Raw genomic sequence first — 16109 nt, forward strand, 5'->3', positions numbered from 1 at the left:
AGCATGAAACGCATCCGCGTGGAGCCGATATCGACCTATCTGGAGCGCCGCCGCAGAGGCCCGATCTATCCGGTCGTCGTCGTCGAAGGCTTCGTCTATCTATCCGGCCTGCCGCCATTCGATCCCGAAACGGGCGAGGTCAGAGCGCTACCGTTCGAGCGGCAGGCCGAGATCGTGCTCGACCAGATGAAATGCTGCCTGGAAGCGGCGGGGTCGTCGCTGGCGGAGGTGATCAAGTGCAATGTCTATTGTACGCCCGATCCCGCGCATTTCGCCACGTTCAACGAGGTCTATGCCCGTTACTTCCAGGACTGTTCACCGGCGCGCATCTTCCTGAACGTTCCGTCGTGGCCTGGGCCATTTGACATCGAGGTCGATTGCGTCGCGCTGGCGAGGCAACATGGATGAGGTCAGGCGCGGATTGCCCGCCTTCGGATGGACCCGAATCAGCGCTAGTGCATTCACCTCATCGACTTCGCGTATTGAGGCGACATGACCGGTCTCGAACTAAAGCAACTCCGCAACGATCTCTCGGAGGTCCTCGAGCGCAAGCTCACCGCGGCCGACATGGCCCGGCTTTGCGGATTGCCGGAGAAGGGCGGCGCCGACACCATCCGGCGCTGGGAGGTGAGCGGCCCGACACCGTCGGCGACCAAGGTGCTGCGCGTGCTCGCGATGGCGAGCGAGCGCTATCCGATCCTGGAGAAGTTCGACGTGTTCGATCGTCATGACGTGCGCGAGGAAGACCGGCCCGCAAAGCGCGCTGCATTCCGCGAACAGATGCGCGATGAGGCGCGGCGCCGCCTTGGTTAACGAGATGCGCGCGCAAGTTACCCTGATAGCGCCGAGTTAAGCCTTCCTTCACCACTTCTTAAGCCGCCATTAAGCACGAAAATCATTTACAGCCCAATAAGTTAGGTTGGCTGCCGCTGTGCCACGGATGTGACAGCATTTTCGTCAAAAGCGAGCTATCTGCAGAACCAACGACGGCGCGGAAAGCGCGCCTGCCGCGGACCTAAGTGTTGGAGTTTGGATGATGAAGAAGATTCTGTTTGCGACCGTTGCGCTGCTCGTGGTGGGCGCTGCCGCGCCGGCGGTCGGTGCCGATCTCGGTAACCGCAATTACTATAAGGCGCCCGCGCCCGCCTATGCCGCGCCGATCTACAATTGGACCGGCTTCTACATCGGCGGCCATGTCGGCGGCGCGTTCTCCAGCGACAACAATTTCAGCGGCCTCTCCACCGGCAATAACGGCAACGGCCGTTTCCTCGGCGGTCTGCAGGCCGGCGCGGACTGGCAGTTCAACCCGAACTTCGTTGTCGGCGTCGAAGGCCAGTATTCCTGGCTCTCCGGCAGCGTCGGCGCGGTGTTCCCGGGCGGCGTCGCCTACACCAACGACCAGCGTGGTCTCGGCTCGATCACCGGCCGCGTCGGCTACACCTGGGGTCCGGGCCTGCTCTATGTGAAGGGCGGCTACGCTTATTCGGACAACAACGAGAAGGTGACCGTCGGCGGCGTGCCGACTGCCTTCGTCATCACGGGCGATCACCGCAACGGCTACACCGTCGGCGCCGGGCTCGAATACATGTTCGCGCCGAACTGGTCGGCCAAGGCCGAGTACCAGTACTACAATTTCGGCGACGCGCACTTCACCGGTGGTCCGCTGGCGGGCACCGGCAACTTCACCACCGACGACCACACCATCAAGGCGGGCGTCAACTACCGCTTCAACTGGGCCAACTCGGCGGTCGCGCGCTACTGAACGGTTACCAAGACCTTATCATGATGAAGGGCCGGCATCATTGCCGGCCCTTTCTTTTTTCGCTGTGCGGAACGTAGGCAACCGATTGAGCAACTTGCGATTTTTTAACCTGGCCCGAGGATACTCCGCGGCGAAAACATAAAGATCACGCGTGGGGGAATTTCGATGGCGATCCGTCTGGGCCTTGGCCGCTTGCTTGGTCGTATCCGGCCTCGTTTCAAAATGCCGACATGGGGCGTGCGCGGCAGCCTGTTCACGGCCTTCGCGGTGATCGCGGGCATGGGCCTCGTGATTGCAGCCGGCGCCGGCTTCGTCTTCAATCATCTCGGCAGCACCATGATGGACCTGAGCGGCCGCGACATCCCGCGCCTTTCCGCCAGCCTTCAACTCGCATCGCAAAGCGCAACGCTTGCGGCACAGGGGCCGGGCCTCCTGGCGTCGCCGTCCGACGAGGCGCTGAACGAACGCACCAAGAAGGTGCAGGAGATCCAGCAGCTCGCCATGGCCAAGCTCGGCGAGATCATCGAGCTCGGCGCCGACAAGCAGATCGCAACCGCGTTGCGCGACACCGCCAAGAGCATCGACGAGGCGACCCAGAGCCTGGTGTCGGCCGCGCGCGAACGGCTGGATACCGGCGCACTGCACGACAAGCAATATGAAGCGCTCCGCAAGGCGCAGCTCACCTTCGTCGGTGCGGCCGGTCCTGCCATGCTGGATGCGCAAACGCGCCTGAACGCGATCCTCGGCGCGGCGGAAGTTTCCGCCGACGATGCCACCGAAGCCGCCCGCACCGTCTCCCAGGTCGCGACCATCTCCGCCAACGGCAATCTGATGGCCGCCGACATGATGGCGGCGCTGTCGGCCAACAACAGCGATACGCTGGAGGCGATCGAGAAGGAGTTCAAGGCGACGCGCGACCGCGTCAAGTCGAATCTCGAGGACCTGCCGAACATGGCCTCGATGCAGGCGGTGCGCGACACCGTGCAAAAGCTGTTCGCCTTCGGCGAAGGCAGGTCCGGCGTGTTCAAGATCCGCCAGAAAGAGCTCGACGCGATCGACTACGGCCAGACCATCCTGGACGAGACCCGCAAGCTCAATGTCGGCCTCGGCATCAGCGTGCAGCAGCTCGTCGAGGGCGTGCAGAAGGAGACCAACGCGTCGACCTTCCAGGCGCGGCATGAGATCTCGCTCGCGACCACCGCGATGCTGGCACTCGGCGCTCTGACGCTGGTCGGCTCGGCGCTGTTCGTCTGGCTCTATGTCGGCCGCAACATCCTGCGCCGCGTTCGCGAGCTTCAACGCGCCATGCAGTTGCTCTCGGCCGGCGACCTCGACACCGAGATCGTCCGCTCCCGGCAGAACGACGAGATCGGCGCGATGAAGGAAACGCTGACGGTGTTCCGCGACAGCATGATCGAAGCTCGCGCGCTTGCGAGCGAGCAAGACAGGGATCGCGTCGCCAAGGCCGAGCGTGCGGCGCAGATGGAGGCGAAGATTGCAGAATTCGAGGGCGCGGTCCGCACCGCACTCGACAATCTCGCGCAGTCAGCCAATTCGATGCAATCGACCGCGCAGAGCATGTCGAACACGGCAGACCAGTCCAATGCGCTGGTGAACGCGGTTGCCTCCGCAGCCGAAGAGACCTCGGTCAACGTGCAGACCGTATCATCAGGCACCGAGCAGCTCTCATCCTCGATCGAGGAGATCAGCAAGCAGGTCGTGACCTCGGCCGCGATCGCCAGGAAGGCGGTCGACGAAGCCGGCGCGACCGATGCCACGGTGCAGAGCCTCGCCGACAGCGCGAGCCGCATCAGCGTGGTGGTCGACCTGATCCAGACCATTGCCTCGCAGACCAATCTGCTGGCGCTCAACGCCACCATCGAGGCGGCGCGCGCGGGTGAAGCCGGTCGTGGCTTCGCGGTGGTCGCCTCCGAGGTGAAGAGCCTCGCGAGCCAGACCGCCAAAGCGACGGAGGAGATCCGCAGCCAGATCGCCAGCATGCAGTCAGTGACGACTTCGGCCGTCGGCGCCATCCAGGGCATCGGCCGGATCATCGGCGAGATCAACGACGTCACCACGACGATCGCCGCCGCGGTCGAGGAACAGGGCGCGGCGACCCGCGAGATCGCCCGCAACATCCAGCATGCCGCCGGCGGCACCAGCGAGGTTTCCAGCAACATCGTCGGCGTCTCCACGGCTTCGGCGGAAGCCGGCGCAGCGGCGAACGAAGTGCTCGGCGCCTCCGACGCGCTCCGCCGCGAGGCCGACATGCTGCGCGGAGAGATCGACGCGTTTCTCAACAACATGCGGGCGGCGTAGGCGCCGTTCCGTAACCCGGAATGACCGCTATGCGGACCCCGCCAGCGTCCTTTTTCGGCTGGCGCGGCGGGGGCGGCGGGTTTAAGTCGGTAGCATGAACGCAAAGACCGACACCGTGCAGTCCTCCGCCGACGCCCTGCGCTATCCCTGGGAACAGCATCCCGGCCCCGAACAGGTCGTCGAGGTGAAGCCCGGCGTGTTGTGGGCGCGGCTGAAGCTACCGTTCCGGCTCAACCATGTGAACATCTACCTGCTCGCCGACGGTGACGGCTATGCCATGATCGATGCCGGCTTCGGCAATGAGGAGACGATCGAAGCCTGGACGAAGCTGTTCGACGGGCCGCTGAGGGGCGTCAACATCACGCGCCTGATCGTGACCCATTCCCATCCCGATCATGTCGGTCTGGCCGGGTGGATCGTCGAGCGGTTCAACTGCCCGCTGGTGATGTCGCAGGTCGAATATCTGCAATCGGTCTATCACCAGAACCGCGGCACCGAGGAGCGGCAGGAAGCGCAGCGGCTGTTCTTCCGCCGCCACGGCATGGACGAGTCGCTCACCGAAAAACTGCTCGGCCGCGGCCAGGACTACCTCAAGCGCGTCTCGGTGCTGCCCCCGTCCTACCGCCGCATCTCGCATGGCGAGGACGTCGTGATCGGCACGCGCCGCTTCAAGGTGATCACCGGCGGCGGTCACGCGCTCGACCAGGTGATGCTGTATTGCGCCGACGACAAGCTGTTCCTCTCGGCCGACCAGGTGCTGAGCAAGATCTCGCCGAACGTCAGCGTGTGGGCGGTCGAACCCGATCAGAACTCACTCGGCGAATATCTGGCCTCGCTCGCCAGCCTTACGACGACTCTCCCCTATGACGTGCTGGTGCTGCCCGGCCACGGCGTGCCGTTCTACGGCCTGAAGACCCGCATCAAGCAGCTCGCCGATCACCACGAGGAGCGCTGCCGCCTGATCGCGGAAGCCTGCCGCGAGGTGCCGCAGACCTCGCGCGCCCTGGTGCCCGTGGTGTTTAACAAGCACGTGCTGGACGAACACCAGATGGGCTTCGCCGCCGGCGAACTGGTCGCCCACGTCAACTACATGATCGTGGAAGGCCGGCTGACGGCGGAGATGAAAGATGGCGTGTTGCAGTTCAGGACGACTTGAGTTTCAGGGGCCGCCGATGACCCATGAGGCCATCCGCAACCTGCTAGCACGGGACGACGACGAAGCGCTGGGCGAGCTTCGGACACTGTCAACGGCGAGCGATGCCTTTGTGCGGCGAACCGCAATCGAGGTCATCGGACAACACAAGCGGGGGCATGAACTCCGCACGAGCATTGCCGCTGCCTTTTCCGACACGTCGGATTACGTCAGGCGCACCGCCTGCGGCATCGTCGAGCAATGGAAGCTTGCCGAAGCTCATGATCTCGTGCTGCCCCTTCTGAGGGCGCCCGAAGCATCGACGGGAGTGCGCGCTTCGCGCCCTTGCTGAGATTTGGCATGAGGCGGATTTCCATTCGATCTTCAATCTCTACAGGCGCGATCCGGAAATCGGAGTTCGGAAGGAAGCCGCGTGGACCTTGCGGCGAGGCGCCGCTGCGGGCAATTGGCGGCTGCTGTTCGATGCTTTTTCCAGGGATGAGCTTCCCCGGCATCGATTGTGGGCCTGCGAGATCGCCAACACTTTCGGCGATCCGGACGTCCTGCCTGCGCTGACCCCGCTGCTGAACGATGACGACGGACATGTGCGCAAGTCCGCCGCGCAGGCCCATCAGGCGATCGGGGCGCGCAGTTAGCCCGGGCGCAATGGTGCAGAGCAACATTGAGCCTCGCGCGAACTTGATCCGGATCAAGTTTCAAATCGCACGATAGGGCATTTTGCCCAAATGCCCCGCAGGTCCAAATGTGGGATAGCGCATAGACATTGGAGCTGGAAAAGCTCTAAGGATATGCGGGTCTTTGGTCGGTTCCGCTGCAGGTTTGACGATGGATTACGCCCAGTTCTTCAATTCCGCCCTTGATCGTCTCCACACCGAGCGGCGCTACCGCGTGTTCGCCGATCTCGAGCGCATCGCCGGCCGGTTCCCGCATGCGCTCTGGCACTCGCCGAAGGGCAAGCGCGACGTCGTGATCTGGTGCTCGAACGATTATCTCGGCATGGGCCAGCACCCGAAGGTGGTGGGCGCAATGGTCGAGACCGCGACCCGCATCGGCACCGGCGCCGGCGGCACCCGCAACATCGCCGGCACGCATCATCCGCTGGTGCAGCTCGAGGCCGAGCTCGCCGATCTCCACGGCAAGGAAGCCTCGCTGCTCTTCACGTCCGGCTACGTCTCGAACCAGACCGGCATCGCGACCATCGCAAAGCTCATTCCGAACTGCCTGATCCTGTCCGACGAGCTCAACCACAATTCGATGATCGAGGGCATCCGCCAGTCCGGCTGCGAGCGGGTCGTGTTCCGCCACAACGACCTCGCCGATCTCGAAGCGCTGTTGCAGGCTGCGGGCCCGAGCCGACCCAAGCTGATCGCCTGCGAGAGCCTCTATTCGATGGACGGCGACATCGCCCCGCTCGCCAAGATCTGCGACCTCGCCGAGAAGTACGGCGCCATGACCTATGTCGACGAGGTCCATGCCGTCGGCATGTACGGCCCGCGCGGCGGCGGCATCGCCGAGCGCGACGGCGTGATGCATCGCATCGACATTCTCGAGGGCACGCTCGCCAAGGCGTTCGGCTGCCTCGGCGGCTACATCGCCGCCAACGGTCAGATCATCGACGCGGTGCGCTCCTATGCGCCGGGCTTCATCTTCACCACCGCGCTGCCGCCGGCGATCTGCTCGGCCGCGACCGCCGCGATCAAGCATCTGAAGACGTCAAGCTGGGAGCGCGAGCGTCACCAGGATCGCGCCGCCCGGGTCAAGGCGATCCTCAGCGCGGCCGGCCTGCCGGTGATGTCGAGCGACACTCATATCGTCCCGCTGTTCATCGGCGATGCCGAGAAGTGCAAGCAGGCCTCCGACCTCCTGCTCGAGCAGCACGGCATCTACATCCAGCCGATCAACTATCCGACGGTCGCCAAGGGCTCCGAACGCCTGCGCATCACGCCCTCGCCCTATCATGATGACGGCCTGATCGATCAGCTCGCCGAAGCCCTGCTGCAGGTGTGGGACCGCCTGGGTCTGCCGATGCGCGAGAAGTCGCTGGCGGCGGAGTAGCTCCGGGTCGTCCTGCTTAACGACAACCCCAGTTCCCGCACCCGCACGGCATTTCGCTGTCGCCTGCGGCCGTCCAGCGCGCTAGAATTACAGGGAAAATGAGATCGGGCGCGGCCAGCGCGCGCCCTGGGAGAAGCACGCTCGCCATGCTGCACGATTGGGGCGTGATCGCCGCCGCCTTCGGCTATATCGGCTTTCTGTTCCTGGTGGCGAGCCATGGCGACCGCCGCTCGCCGGCCGGGCGCGGCCGCGCCTCGGGGCTGATCTATCCGCTGTCGCTGGCGATCTACTGCACCTCCTGGACCTTCTTCGGCTCGGTCGGCTTCGCCACCCGCACCTCCACCGACTTCCTCGCGATCTATGTAGGCCCGATCCTGATGATCGGGTTAGGGGCCGGCGTCCTCCGCCGCGTGATCCAGCTCGCGAAGGCCCACAACATCACCTCGATCGCCGACTTCATCGGTGCGCGCTACGGCAAGAGCCAGGCGGTGGCGGCAACCGTCGCGCTGATCGCCATCATCGGCTCGGTGCCCTACATCGCGCTCCAGCTCAAGGCGGTCGCCTCCTCGCTCGAAACCATCCTGAGCGAAGACCAGGCCTTCTCCCACATCCCGATCGTCGGCGACGTAGCGCTGATGGTGACGCTGGCGATGGCGGCCTTCGCGGTGCTGTTCGGCACGCGGCAGACGGACGCCACCGAGCACCAGCACGGCCTGATGCTCGCGGTCGCGACCGAATCCATCATCAAGCTGGTCGCCTTCCTCGCCGCGGGCATCTTCGTCTCGTTCTGGATGTTCTCGCCGCACGAACTGATCGAGCGCGCGATGAAGACGCCGGAGGCGGTGCGCGTCATCAACTATTCGCCGTCGATCGGCAACTTCCTGACCATGACGCTGCTGTCGCTGTGCGCGATCATGCTGCTGCCGCGCCAGTTCCACGTCAGCGTGGTGGAGAATTCCTCGGACGCCGAGGTCGGACGCGCGCGCTGGCTGTTTCCGCTCTATCTCGTCGCCATCAATCTGTTCGTGATCCCGATCGCGTTCGCCGGCCTCGTCAGCTTCCCGTTCGGCGCCGCCGATCCTGACATGTACGTGCTGGCGCTGCCGATGGAGGGCGGCGCGGATCTGCTCAGCGTCGCCGTCTTCGTCGGCGGGCTGTCGGCGGCGACCGCGATGGTGATCGTCGAATGCGTCGCGCTCTCCATCATGGTCTCGAACGATCTCGTGGTGCCCCTGGTGCTGCAACGACGGCCCGAGGGGCGCACCGGCGGCGCCGATTTCAGCGACTTCCTGCTGCGCTCGCGCCGGCTCGCGATCTTCGCCATCATGGTGATGGCCTATTTCTACTACCGCGCGCTCGGCAACACCCAGCTCGCCGCGATCGGGCTCCTGTCTTTTGCCGCCATCGCCCAGCTTGCACCAAGCTTCTTCGGCGGATTGCTGTGGCGGCGAGCGACCGCGCGCGGCGCGATCGGCGGCATGCTGGTCGGCTTTGCGGTGTGGCTCTACACACTGTTCATCCCGAGCTTCATGGATACTTCCACGGCGGGCATCCTGCTGCTCCAGCACGGCCCGTTCGGGATCGAGGCGCTGCGGCCGCAGGCGCTGTTCGGCGCCGATTTGCCGCCGCTGATGCACGGCGTGGTCTGGTCGCTGTCGCTCAACATCCTCACCTACGTGCTGTTGTCGCTGGCGCGCCGGCCGTCTTCGATCGAGCTGGTGCAGGCCGATCTGTTCGTCCCCAACACCCTGGCGCCGATCTCCCCGAGCTTCCGGCGCTGGCGCACCACCGTCACGGTGCAGGACATCCAGACCACGGTGGCGCAATATCTCGGGCCTGACCGCGCGCGGCATTCCTTCGAGGCATTCTCCGCGCGGCGCAATGTGCGGCTGGAGTCCGGGGCGCCCGCCGATTTCGAGCTGCTGCAGCACGCCGAGCACCTGATCGCCTCCTCGATCGGTGCGGCCTCATCGCGTCTGGTGATGTCGCTGCTGCTGCGCAAGCGGACGGTCTCCGCCAAGGCTGCGCTCAAGCTGCTCGACGATTCCCATGCGGCGCTTCATTTCAACCGCGAGATCCTGCAGACCGCGCTCAACCATGTGCGCCAGGGCATCGCGGTGTTCGATGCCGATCTGCAACTGATCTGCTCGAACCGGCAGTTCGGCGATCTCCTCAACGTTCCCCCACATTTCATCCAGTTCGGCACGCCGTTGCGTGAAATCCTGGAATTCATGGGCGTGAGCGAGCCGGCCGATCCGATCGAGCGCGAGGCCATGCTGGAGCGCCGGCTAGTGGCTTACACCACCGACGGCGAGCCTTATCTCGAGCGCCTGCCCGACCGCCACATGGTGATCGAGATCTTGACCAACCGCATGCCCGGCGGCGGCTTCGTCATCACCTTCACCGACGTCACGCCCACGTTCGAGGCGGCCGAAGCGCTCGAGCGCGCCAATGCGACGCTGGAAAAGCGGGTGCGAGACCGCACCGAGGAGCTGACCCGGCTGAATTCCGAGCTGGCGTTGGCCAAGAGCGCGGCCGAAGACGCCAGCATCTCCAAGACGCGCTTTCTCGCCGCCGCCAGCCACGACATTCTCCAGCCGCTGAACGCGGCGCGGCTCTATGTCACGAGCCTGGTCGAGCGCCAGCACAGCGGCGAGGAGACGCGGCTGGTCGAGAACATCGACGAATCGCTCCAGGCGATCGAGGAGATCCTCGGCGCGCTGCTCGACATCTCCAGGCTCGACGCCGGCGCGATGACGACCTCGATCTCGAGCTTCAAGATGGCCGACCTGATGCGCTCGCTGGAGATCGAGTTCGCTCCGATCGCACGCGCCAAGAATCTGGCGCTCGTCTTCGTGCCGTGCTCGCTGCCCGTCGAGTCGGATCGTCTCCTGCTGCGGCGGCTGCTCCAGAACCTGATCTCCAACGCGATCAAATATACCCCGCGCGGGCGCGTGCTGGTCGGCTGCCGCCGCCGCGGCGCCTCGCTCAAGATCTGCGTCTACGACACCGGTGTCGGCATCCCGACGGTCAAGCGCAGCGAGATCTTCAAGGAATTCCACCGCCTCGAGCAGGGCGCGCGGATCGCCCGCGGCCTCGGCCTTGGCCTGTCGATCGTCGAGCGGTTGGCGCGCGTGCTCAAGCACGACATCGCCATCGATTCCAATGTCGGCGGCGGCTCGGTTTTTTCCGTGACGGTGCCGACGGCGAAGGCGATCACCCACACCGCGGCCGTGACCAGCGCAACGCCGCTCGCACGCACCTCGATCTCGGGGACCCTGATCGTCTGCATCGAGAACGACGCCGCGATCCTCGACGGCATGCGCACACTACTGAAGGCGTGGGACGCCGAAGTGATCGCGGTCGCCGATCCCGAGGGCGCGATCGCCGCGATCGAAACTGCCGGCCGCCGCGTGACCGGCCTGCTGGTCGACTACCATCTCGACCGCGGCAACGGCATCGCCGCGATCCGCGACATCCGCCGCCGCTTCGGTGACGGCATTCCCGCGATCCTCATCACCGCCGACCGCAGCCCCGCCGTGCAAATGGCGGCGCGCGACGAAAAGGTCGCGGTGCTCAACAAGCCGGTCAAGCCGGCTTCGCTCCGCGCCCTGCTCGGCCAGTGGCGCACGCAGCAGATGGTGGCGGCGGAGTGAACCTCCGCTCTCAGGGCGCAAGCCTCGTAAACACGTAGTCGCGGCTCTTCACACGAGCTTCGTGGCAGGCGAAGCAGGTGCGATGCTGGGCCTCGTCGACCGGCTTGCCGTTGACGAAGCGACCAAATCCCCAGCCGCCGGTCGAGGCATATTTCCTGGAGTCCTTGACCATCACCTGGACGGTGGTGGCTTCACCGGGAATCGTCGCGGACGCAAATTCGGGCGATTGCTTCCGCTTCCAGGCGCGTTTGACCAGAATTGTCCCGTCCGGGAACGGAAGCTTGCCGGCTTGATAGGCATCGATCGCGGTCCTGTTGCCGACGACGGCACGCAGCTCGTCCAGGGGAGCCGCCTCTTCGGCCGGCGCGATCAGCTCCCACTGCTTGTAGCCTTCCGGGACAGTGACGCCGAAGATCGGCGAGGCATCGGCCTCGCCCTGCGCGAAAGCGATCGTGACCAGATATGGCACGCAGGTCAGGACAACGACGAGGAGGAGCACGGCCAGCACGATCATCGTCGTAGACGATGGAAATTTTGACTTTTCAGATTTCATTGTCGTCATGACGCCTCACTGAGCTGCGATCGCATATCAGGCCTGGGCCCGGCCTTGCCGGACCGAGGTGCTGCCAAAATTCTCAGGCACCGCCGTCGGCGTCGATCACGGCCTTGGCAAAGGCTTCCGGTGCTTCCTGCGGCAGATTGTGGCCGATGCCACCAGTGATCAGGCGATAGTCGTACCGGCCGGAGAACTTCTTGGCATAGGCGCTTGGATCGGGATGCGGCGCGCCGTTGGCGTCGCCTTCCATCGTGATCGCCGGGACGCTGATGACGGGAGCTGCGGCGAGCTTCTTTTCGAGCTCCTCGTACTTCGCTTCGCCCTGGGCGAGCCCGAGCCGCCAGCGGTAATTGTGGATCGTGATCGCGACGTGATCCTTGTTGTCCAGCGCCGCCGCGCTGCGATCGAAAGTGGCGTCGTCGAACTTCCACTGCGGCGAAGCCAGCTTCCAGATCAGTTTTGCGAAATCATGCGTGTACTTCTCGTATCCGGCGCGGCCGCGCTCGGTCGCGAAATAAAACTGGTACCACCATTGCAGCTCGGCCGACGGCGGCAGCGGCGCGTTGCCTGCGGCCTGGCTGGAGATCAGATAGCCGCTGACCGACACCAGCGCACGACAGCGATCCGGCCACAGCGCGGCGATGATGTCGGCGGTACGCGCGCCCCAGTCGAAGCCGGCGACAACCGCCTTCTTGATGTCGAGCTTGTCCATCAGAGCGATGATGTCGACGGCCATTGCTGCAGGTTCGCCGTTGCGCGGCGTCTCGGCGGAGAGGAAGTGGGTCGAGCCGTAACCACGGAGATAGGGAATGATGACGCGATAACCGGCCTTTGCCAGGATCGGCGCGACGTCGACGAAGGCGTGAATGTCGTAGGGCCAGCCGTGCAGCAGGATTGCGACGGGGCCGTTCGCAGGACCGACCTCTGCGTAGCCGACGTTGAGGACGCCGGCATCGATCTGCTTGATCGCGCCGAACGGCGCATTCGTCGCGACCGAGCGCGGCGCTTCCGATTCGGCGCGGGCGAGGCCGATCACGCCGAGGCCGGCGGCGACAGTTCCCGCGGCGATGCCGAAAAACTGGCGGCGGTGCTGATCGATGATCTGTTTCATGATGGTGCTACCTTGTTGATGGTTGGAGGTGGTGCCGTCAGATCAGCGCGACCGTGACGTCGATGTTGCCGCGGACGGCCTTGGAATAGGGACAGGTCTGATGCGCCTCATCGACGATCCCGCGCGCGATCTCGCGATCGAGGCCGGGTAGGCTGACATCGAGGCGTGCCCTGAGGGAATAAGCGCCCTCGTCGAGCACCAGGTCGATCTCCGCATCGATCGCGCATTTCCTGGGGAGCTCGATCTTCCGCTTGCGGGCCGCGATCTCCATCGCGCCCTCGAAGCAGGCCGACCAGCCGGCCGCGAACAATTGCTCGGGATTGGTACCGATGCCGGTGCCGCCCGGCGGCGACAGCTTGACATCCAGGCGGCCGTCGGAACTGCGCGACATCCCGTCCTGTCGCCCGCCGCTGGTGTGGGTCCGGGCCGTGTAAAGCAACTTTGCCGCCTGGGTCATGAAGGTCTCCTTGCCGTCGCACAAGTGACTAGCAGCGGCTGCCGCGACACACCCGTTGGGACTTGTGAGAAGTTGTGAGGTCTCCGCTCGCGCGCCTCACAGGGCCTGCAACCGCAGTCTGATCGCAACGCCGGGAACGGTCTTGCCGGATTGCGGTCATCTGGCTATCCGGTCCGTTCGAAAGGATCAGGATTTCGCCATGACCGAGCCGGCCGGCACCGCAACGGGAACCCTCTCGTTTGGGCCATTCACTGTGACGCCGCATGAAAGACTCGTGGTGCGCGACGGCGTCGCGCTGCCGCTCGGTGCAAAGGCCTTCGACACGCTGCTCGCACTGATGTCGCGGCCGAACCAGGTCGTCAGCAAGTATGATCTGATGGCGCTGGTGTGGCCCGGCATGACGGTCGAGGACGCCAATCTCCGCTTTCACGTCGCGGCGCTTCGTAAGGCCCTTGGCGACGGCAAGGACGGTGCCCGCTACATCACCACACTCTCCGGCCGCGGCTATTGCTTCGTGGCGCTAATCTCGCAGGTGAATATCCCGGCAGAGCGGCGCACCGCCGCGCGAACGGAATTGCCGCCCGTCAAACTGCCGAACCGGCTGCAACGGATGGTCGGGCGCGACGATGCGGTCGCCGCCGTCTCCGACAGGCTCGTCGGCTCCCGCTTCGTCACGATCGCCGGCCCGGGCGGTGTCGGCAAGACCGCCGTTGCGGTTGCGATTGCTCACGATCTGCTCGCGACATTTTCCGACGCCGCACATTTCGTCGATCTTGCCGCGCTGAGCGATCCCGATCTCGTGATCACCTCGATCCTGCTGATGCTGGGCTTGCCGGCGCAAACCGAGGATCCCCTGCCTGCGCTGCTCGCGCATCTCAGGGACAAGCGGATGCTGCTGATCCTCGACAATTGCGAACACGTCATCGCCACGGCGGCGCCGCTGGCCGCCGACATCTTCCACGCCGCACCGCATGTCCATATCCTGGCGACGAGCCGCGAAGCCCTGCGGGTCGAGGGTGAGCAGGTCTATCGCTTGGCGCCGCTCGCCGTACCGCCCGACAATCCTGGGCTGACGGCGGCCGCTGCGCAGACTTATCCCGCGCTTCAACTCTTCCTCGAACGTGCCACGGCCGGCGGCGCGCAGATCGCGCTCGACGATGCCAATGCCGCGATCGTCGCCGGGATCTGCCGCAAGCTCGACGGCATGGCGCTGGCGATCGAACTCGCCGCCGGCCGCGTCGAAGCCTACGGCCTGGAGCAGACCGCAGCACTGCTCGACGAGCGCCTCAATCTGCTCTGGCAGGGCCAGCGCACGGCGCCGCCGCGACAAAAGACGTTGCAGGCGACGCTGGCATGGAGCTACGGGCTCTTGTCCGACATCGAACGCCTCGTGCTACGCAGGCTCGCGGTTTTCGCCGGTCACTTCACCATCGACGCCGCACTCGAGATCGTGCCGGACGAACGTGTCGACCGCTCCCGCCTGTTCGACGCCATCGACGGCCTGGTGGCCAAGTCGATGGTCGCGGCGCGGCCGATCGGCGCCATGATGCGTTACCGTCTGCTCGACACGACGCGCGCCTATCTGCTCGAGATCGAGCCTGATGACGCGGCGCTCGCCGCCCGGCATGCGACCTATTACCGGCAATGGCTGGAGCAGGCCGGCACGACGTGGGCCACGGTGCCGAGCGCCGACGAGCGCGCGATCCACTTCTCCGCGCTTCACAACGTGCGCGCGGCGCTGGACTGGTGTTTTGGCACGGACGGCGATGCCAGCATCGGCATTGCACTGGCCGCAGCTGCAGCGCCAATTTTTCTCGCGATGTCGTTGCTGGTCGAGTGCCGGCGCTGGTCTGAACGGGCGCTGCTTGCGATCGATCCCTCCTCGCGCGGCGGCGCCGAGGAAATGCACATCCAGGCCGCTCTCGGACTGACCTTGATGTTCACGCGCGGCGGCAGCGAAGCGGCGCGTGCCGCGTTGAGCCGGAGCCTTGCGATCGCCGAGGCGCGCGGCGACGCGCCGAACCAGCTCCAGCTGCTCGGGCGCATGCATATCTTCCACGAGCGCATGGGACAGTTCGACGCCGCGCTCGGCTATGCGCAGCAAAGCCTTACGGTCGCCGGGACACTCGGCGGGGCCGCCTCCCTCGCCCTCGCCCATTCGCTCCTCGGTGTCTCCTTGCATCTTGCCGGCGAGCATCGCGACGCGCTGACGATGCTGGAGGCCGCCTGGCATGGGCCGGGCACGGAACGGATCAGCACCGTCTATGGCTTCGATCACCGCAACCGGGCCGGCATCTCGCTCGCGCGCGAGTTCTGGTTGCAGGGCCGCCCCGCGGATGCGCTGCAACTGGCCCGACAGACGGTCGTCGAGGCCGCGCAGATGGACCATCCGATCACGCTCTGCATTGCGTTGATCTGGGCGGTCTCGATCGATCTCTGGAGCGGAGACCTCGATGCCGCGGAAGAGAACATCGACCGCTTCATCGCCCATGCCGAATCGCGCTCCATGGGCCCCTATCTTGCGGTCGGCCGCGGCGTCAAAGGCGAACTGGCGATCCGGCGCGGCCATGCCGCCGAAGGCGTCGAGACGATCGGGACGTGTCTGCGTGAGCTCCACGATGCCGGCTACGAGCTGCTCACCACGACGTTCAACATCGCGCTTGTTCAGGGCTTGATGGCGCTTGGGCAGATCGAGCGGAGTGCGTGCCTGATCGACGATGCGATCCGCCTCGTCGAGCAAAGCGGCGATCATCTGTACATGCCCGAGCTGCTGCGCATGAAGGGAAGGGTTCTCTTGGCGAGGCCCAAGCCCGACGCTGATCAGGCAGAAGCCCACTTCGTCCAATCACTGGAATTGAGTCGTCGCAAAGGCGCCAAAGCCTGGGAGCTGCGGGCCGCGATCGATCTCGCCGGTCTCCTTGCCGAACGCGGCCGGCGCGAGGAAGCGAGGCGGTGGCTTCAATTGGCGTATGAAGGCTTCGCCGCGGGCTCGGAGACAGCGGATATCCGGGCCGCCGACAAGTTGTTGCAAACATTATGA

At 65.2% G+C, this 16109-nt stretch carries 13 protein-coding genes; 10 read left to right on the forward strand and 3 right to left on the reverse strand.

The window, feature by feature from the left end; genetic code table 11:
- The first annotated feature begins 3 nt into the window (after positions 1 to 3).
- From IVB41_RS14975 to IVB41_RS15015, 9 genes are all read left to right on the forward strand, one after another.
- Positions 4 to 408 carry a RidA family protein gene (locus IVB41_RS14975; RefSeq protein WP_247432265.1) on the forward strand — a complete coding sequence of 135 codons (405 nt, stop codon included), beginning with the start codon at positions 4 to 6 and terminating at the stop codon, positions 406 to 408.
- 84 nt (positions 409 to 492) lie between these two features.
- Positions 493 to 813: a hypothetical protein gene (locus IVB41_RS14980; protein ID WP_247432268.1), complete on the forward strand. Its 321-nt coding sequence runs from the start codon at positions 493 to 495 to the stop codon at positions 811 to 813.
- A gap of 223 nt (positions 814 to 1036) precedes the next feature.
- Positions 1037 to 1762: an outer membrane protein gene (locus IVB41_RS14985; protein ID WP_247432876.1), complete on the forward strand. Its 726-nt coding sequence runs from the start codon at positions 1037 to 1039 to the stop codon at positions 1760 to 1762.
- 165 nt (positions 1763 to 1927) lie between these two features.
- Positions 1928 to 4081 carry a methyl-accepting chemotaxis protein gene (locus IVB41_RS14990; RefSeq protein WP_247432271.1) on the forward strand — a complete coding sequence of 718 codons (2154 nt, stop codon included), beginning with the start codon at positions 1928 to 1930 and terminating at the stop codon, positions 4079 to 4081.
- A gap of 94 nt (positions 4082 to 4175) precedes the next feature.
- Positions 4176 to 5237, forward strand: a complete 1062-nt coding sequence (locus tag IVB41_RS14995; protein ID WP_247362939.1) for an MBL fold metallo-hydrolase — start codon at positions 4176 to 4178, stop codon at positions 5235 to 5237.
- A 16-nt stretch (positions 5238 to 5253) separates the two neighbouring features.
- On the forward strand, positions 5254 to 5565 hold the full coding sequence (locus IVB41_RS15000; RefSeq protein WP_247432275.1) for a hypothetical protein: 312 nt from the start codon (positions 5254 to 5256) through the stop codon (positions 5563 to 5565).
- Between the two features lie 88 nt (positions 5566 to 5653).
- Positions 5654 to 5869 carry a HEAT repeat domain-containing protein gene (locus IVB41_RS15005; protein WP_247432278.1) on the forward strand — a complete coding sequence of 72 codons (216 nt, stop codon included), beginning with the start codon at positions 5654 to 5656 and terminating at the stop codon, positions 5867 to 5869.
- A gap of 190 nt (positions 5870 to 6059) precedes the next feature.
- On the forward strand, positions 6060 to 7289 hold the full coding sequence (gene hemA / locus IVB41_RS15010; RefSeq protein ID WP_247432282.1) for a 5-aminolevulinate synthase: 1230 nt from the start codon (positions 6060 to 6062) through the stop codon (positions 7287 to 7289).
- 146 nt (positions 7290 to 7435) lie between these two features.
- On the forward strand, positions 7436 to 10945 hold the full coding sequence (locus tag IVB41_RS15015) for a PAS domain-containing hybrid sensor histidine kinase/response regulator (RefSeq protein WP_247432286.1): 3510 nt from the start codon (positions 7436 to 7438) through the stop codon (positions 10943 to 10945).
- Between the two features lie 10 nt (positions 10946 to 10955).
- Here IVB41_RS15015 and IVB41_RS15020 read toward each other — a convergent pair whose 3' ends face one another.
- The 3 genes from IVB41_RS15020 to IVB41_RS15030 all read right to left on the reverse strand — a co-directional run bounded on the left by IVB41_RS15020 (position 10956) and on the right by IVB41_RS15030 (position 13069).
- Positions 10956 to 11459, reverse strand: coding sequence for a cytochrome P460 family protein (locus IVB41_RS15020; RefSeq protein ID WP_407062485.1), 504 nt, complete (start codon positions 11457 to 11459; stop codon positions 10956 to 10958).
- Between the two features lie 121 nt (positions 11460 to 11580).
- Positions 11581 to 12612 carry an alpha/beta fold hydrolase gene (locus IVB41_RS15025; RefSeq protein WP_247432292.1) on the reverse strand — a complete coding sequence of 344 codons (1032 nt, stop codon included), beginning with the start codon at positions 12610 to 12612 and terminating at the stop codon, positions 11581 to 11583.
- 37 nt (positions 12613 to 12649) lie between these two features.
- Positions 12650 to 13069, reverse strand: a complete 420-nt coding sequence (locus IVB41_RS15030; protein WP_247432295.1) for an organic hydroperoxide resistance protein — start codon at positions 13067 to 13069, stop codon at positions 12650 to 12652.
- Between the two features lie 199 nt (positions 13070 to 13268).
- Here IVB41_RS15030 and IVB41_RS15035 point away from each other — a divergent pair, with 199 nt between their 5' ends.
- Positions 13269 to 16109 carry a winged helix-turn-helix domain-containing protein gene (locus IVB41_RS15035; RefSeq protein WP_247432298.1) on the forward strand — a complete coding sequence of 947 codons (2841 nt, stop codon included), beginning with the start codon at positions 13269 to 13271 and terminating at the stop codon, positions 16107 to 16109.

Source organism: Bradyrhizobium sp. 44 (assembly GCF_023073095.1).
Taxonomy (GTDB): Bacteria; Pseudomonadota; Alphaproteobacteria; order Rhizobiales; family Xanthobacteraceae; genus Bradyrhizobium.

Coding starts and splice junctions, on each gene's coding strand:
- IVB41_RS14975 (WP_247432265.1), top strand. CDS start 4: ATGAAACGCATCCGCGTGGAGCCGATATCGACCTATCTGGAGCGCCGC.
- IVB41_RS14980 (WP_247432268.1), top strand. CDS start 493: ATGACCGGTCTCGAACTAAAGCAACTCCGCAACGATCTCTCGGAGGTC.
- IVB41_RS14985 (WP_247432876.1), top strand. CDS start 1,037: ATGAAGAAGATTCTGTTTGCGACCGTTGCGCTGCTCGTGGTGGGCGCT.
- IVB41_RS14990 (WP_247432271.1), top strand. CDS start 1,928: ATGGCGATCCGTCTGGGCCTTGGCCGCTTGCTTGGTCGTATCCGGCCT.
- IVB41_RS14995 (WP_247362939.1), top strand. CDS start 4,176: ATGAACGCAAAGACCGACACCGTGCAGTCCTCCGCCGACGCCCTGCGC.
- IVB41_RS15000 (WP_247432275.1), top strand. CDS start 5,254: ATGACCCATGAGGCCATCCGCAACCTGCTAGCACGGGACGACGACGAA.
- hemA (WP_247432282.1), top strand. CDS start 6,060: ATGGATTACGCCCAGTTCTTCAATTCCGCCCTTGATCGTCTCCACACC.
- IVB41_RS15015 (WP_247432286.1), top strand. CDS start 7,436: ATGCTGCACGATTGGGGCGTGATCGCCGCCGCCTTCGGCTATATCGGC.
- IVB41_RS15020 (WP_407062485.1), bottom strand. CDS start 11,459: ATGATCGTGCTGGCCGTGCTCCTCCTCGTCGTTGTCCTGACCTGCGTG.
- IVB41_RS15025 (WP_247432292.1), bottom strand. CDS start 12,612: ATGAAACAGATCATCGATCAGCACCGCCGCCAGTTTTTCGGCATCGCC.
- IVB41_RS15030 (WP_247432295.1), bottom strand. CDS start 13,069: ATGACCCAGGCGGCAAAGTTGCTTTACACGGCCCGGACCCACACCAGC.
- IVB41_RS15035 (WP_247432298.1), top strand. CDS start 13,269: ATGACCGAGCCGGCCGGCACCGCAACGGGAACCCTCTCGTTTGGGCCA.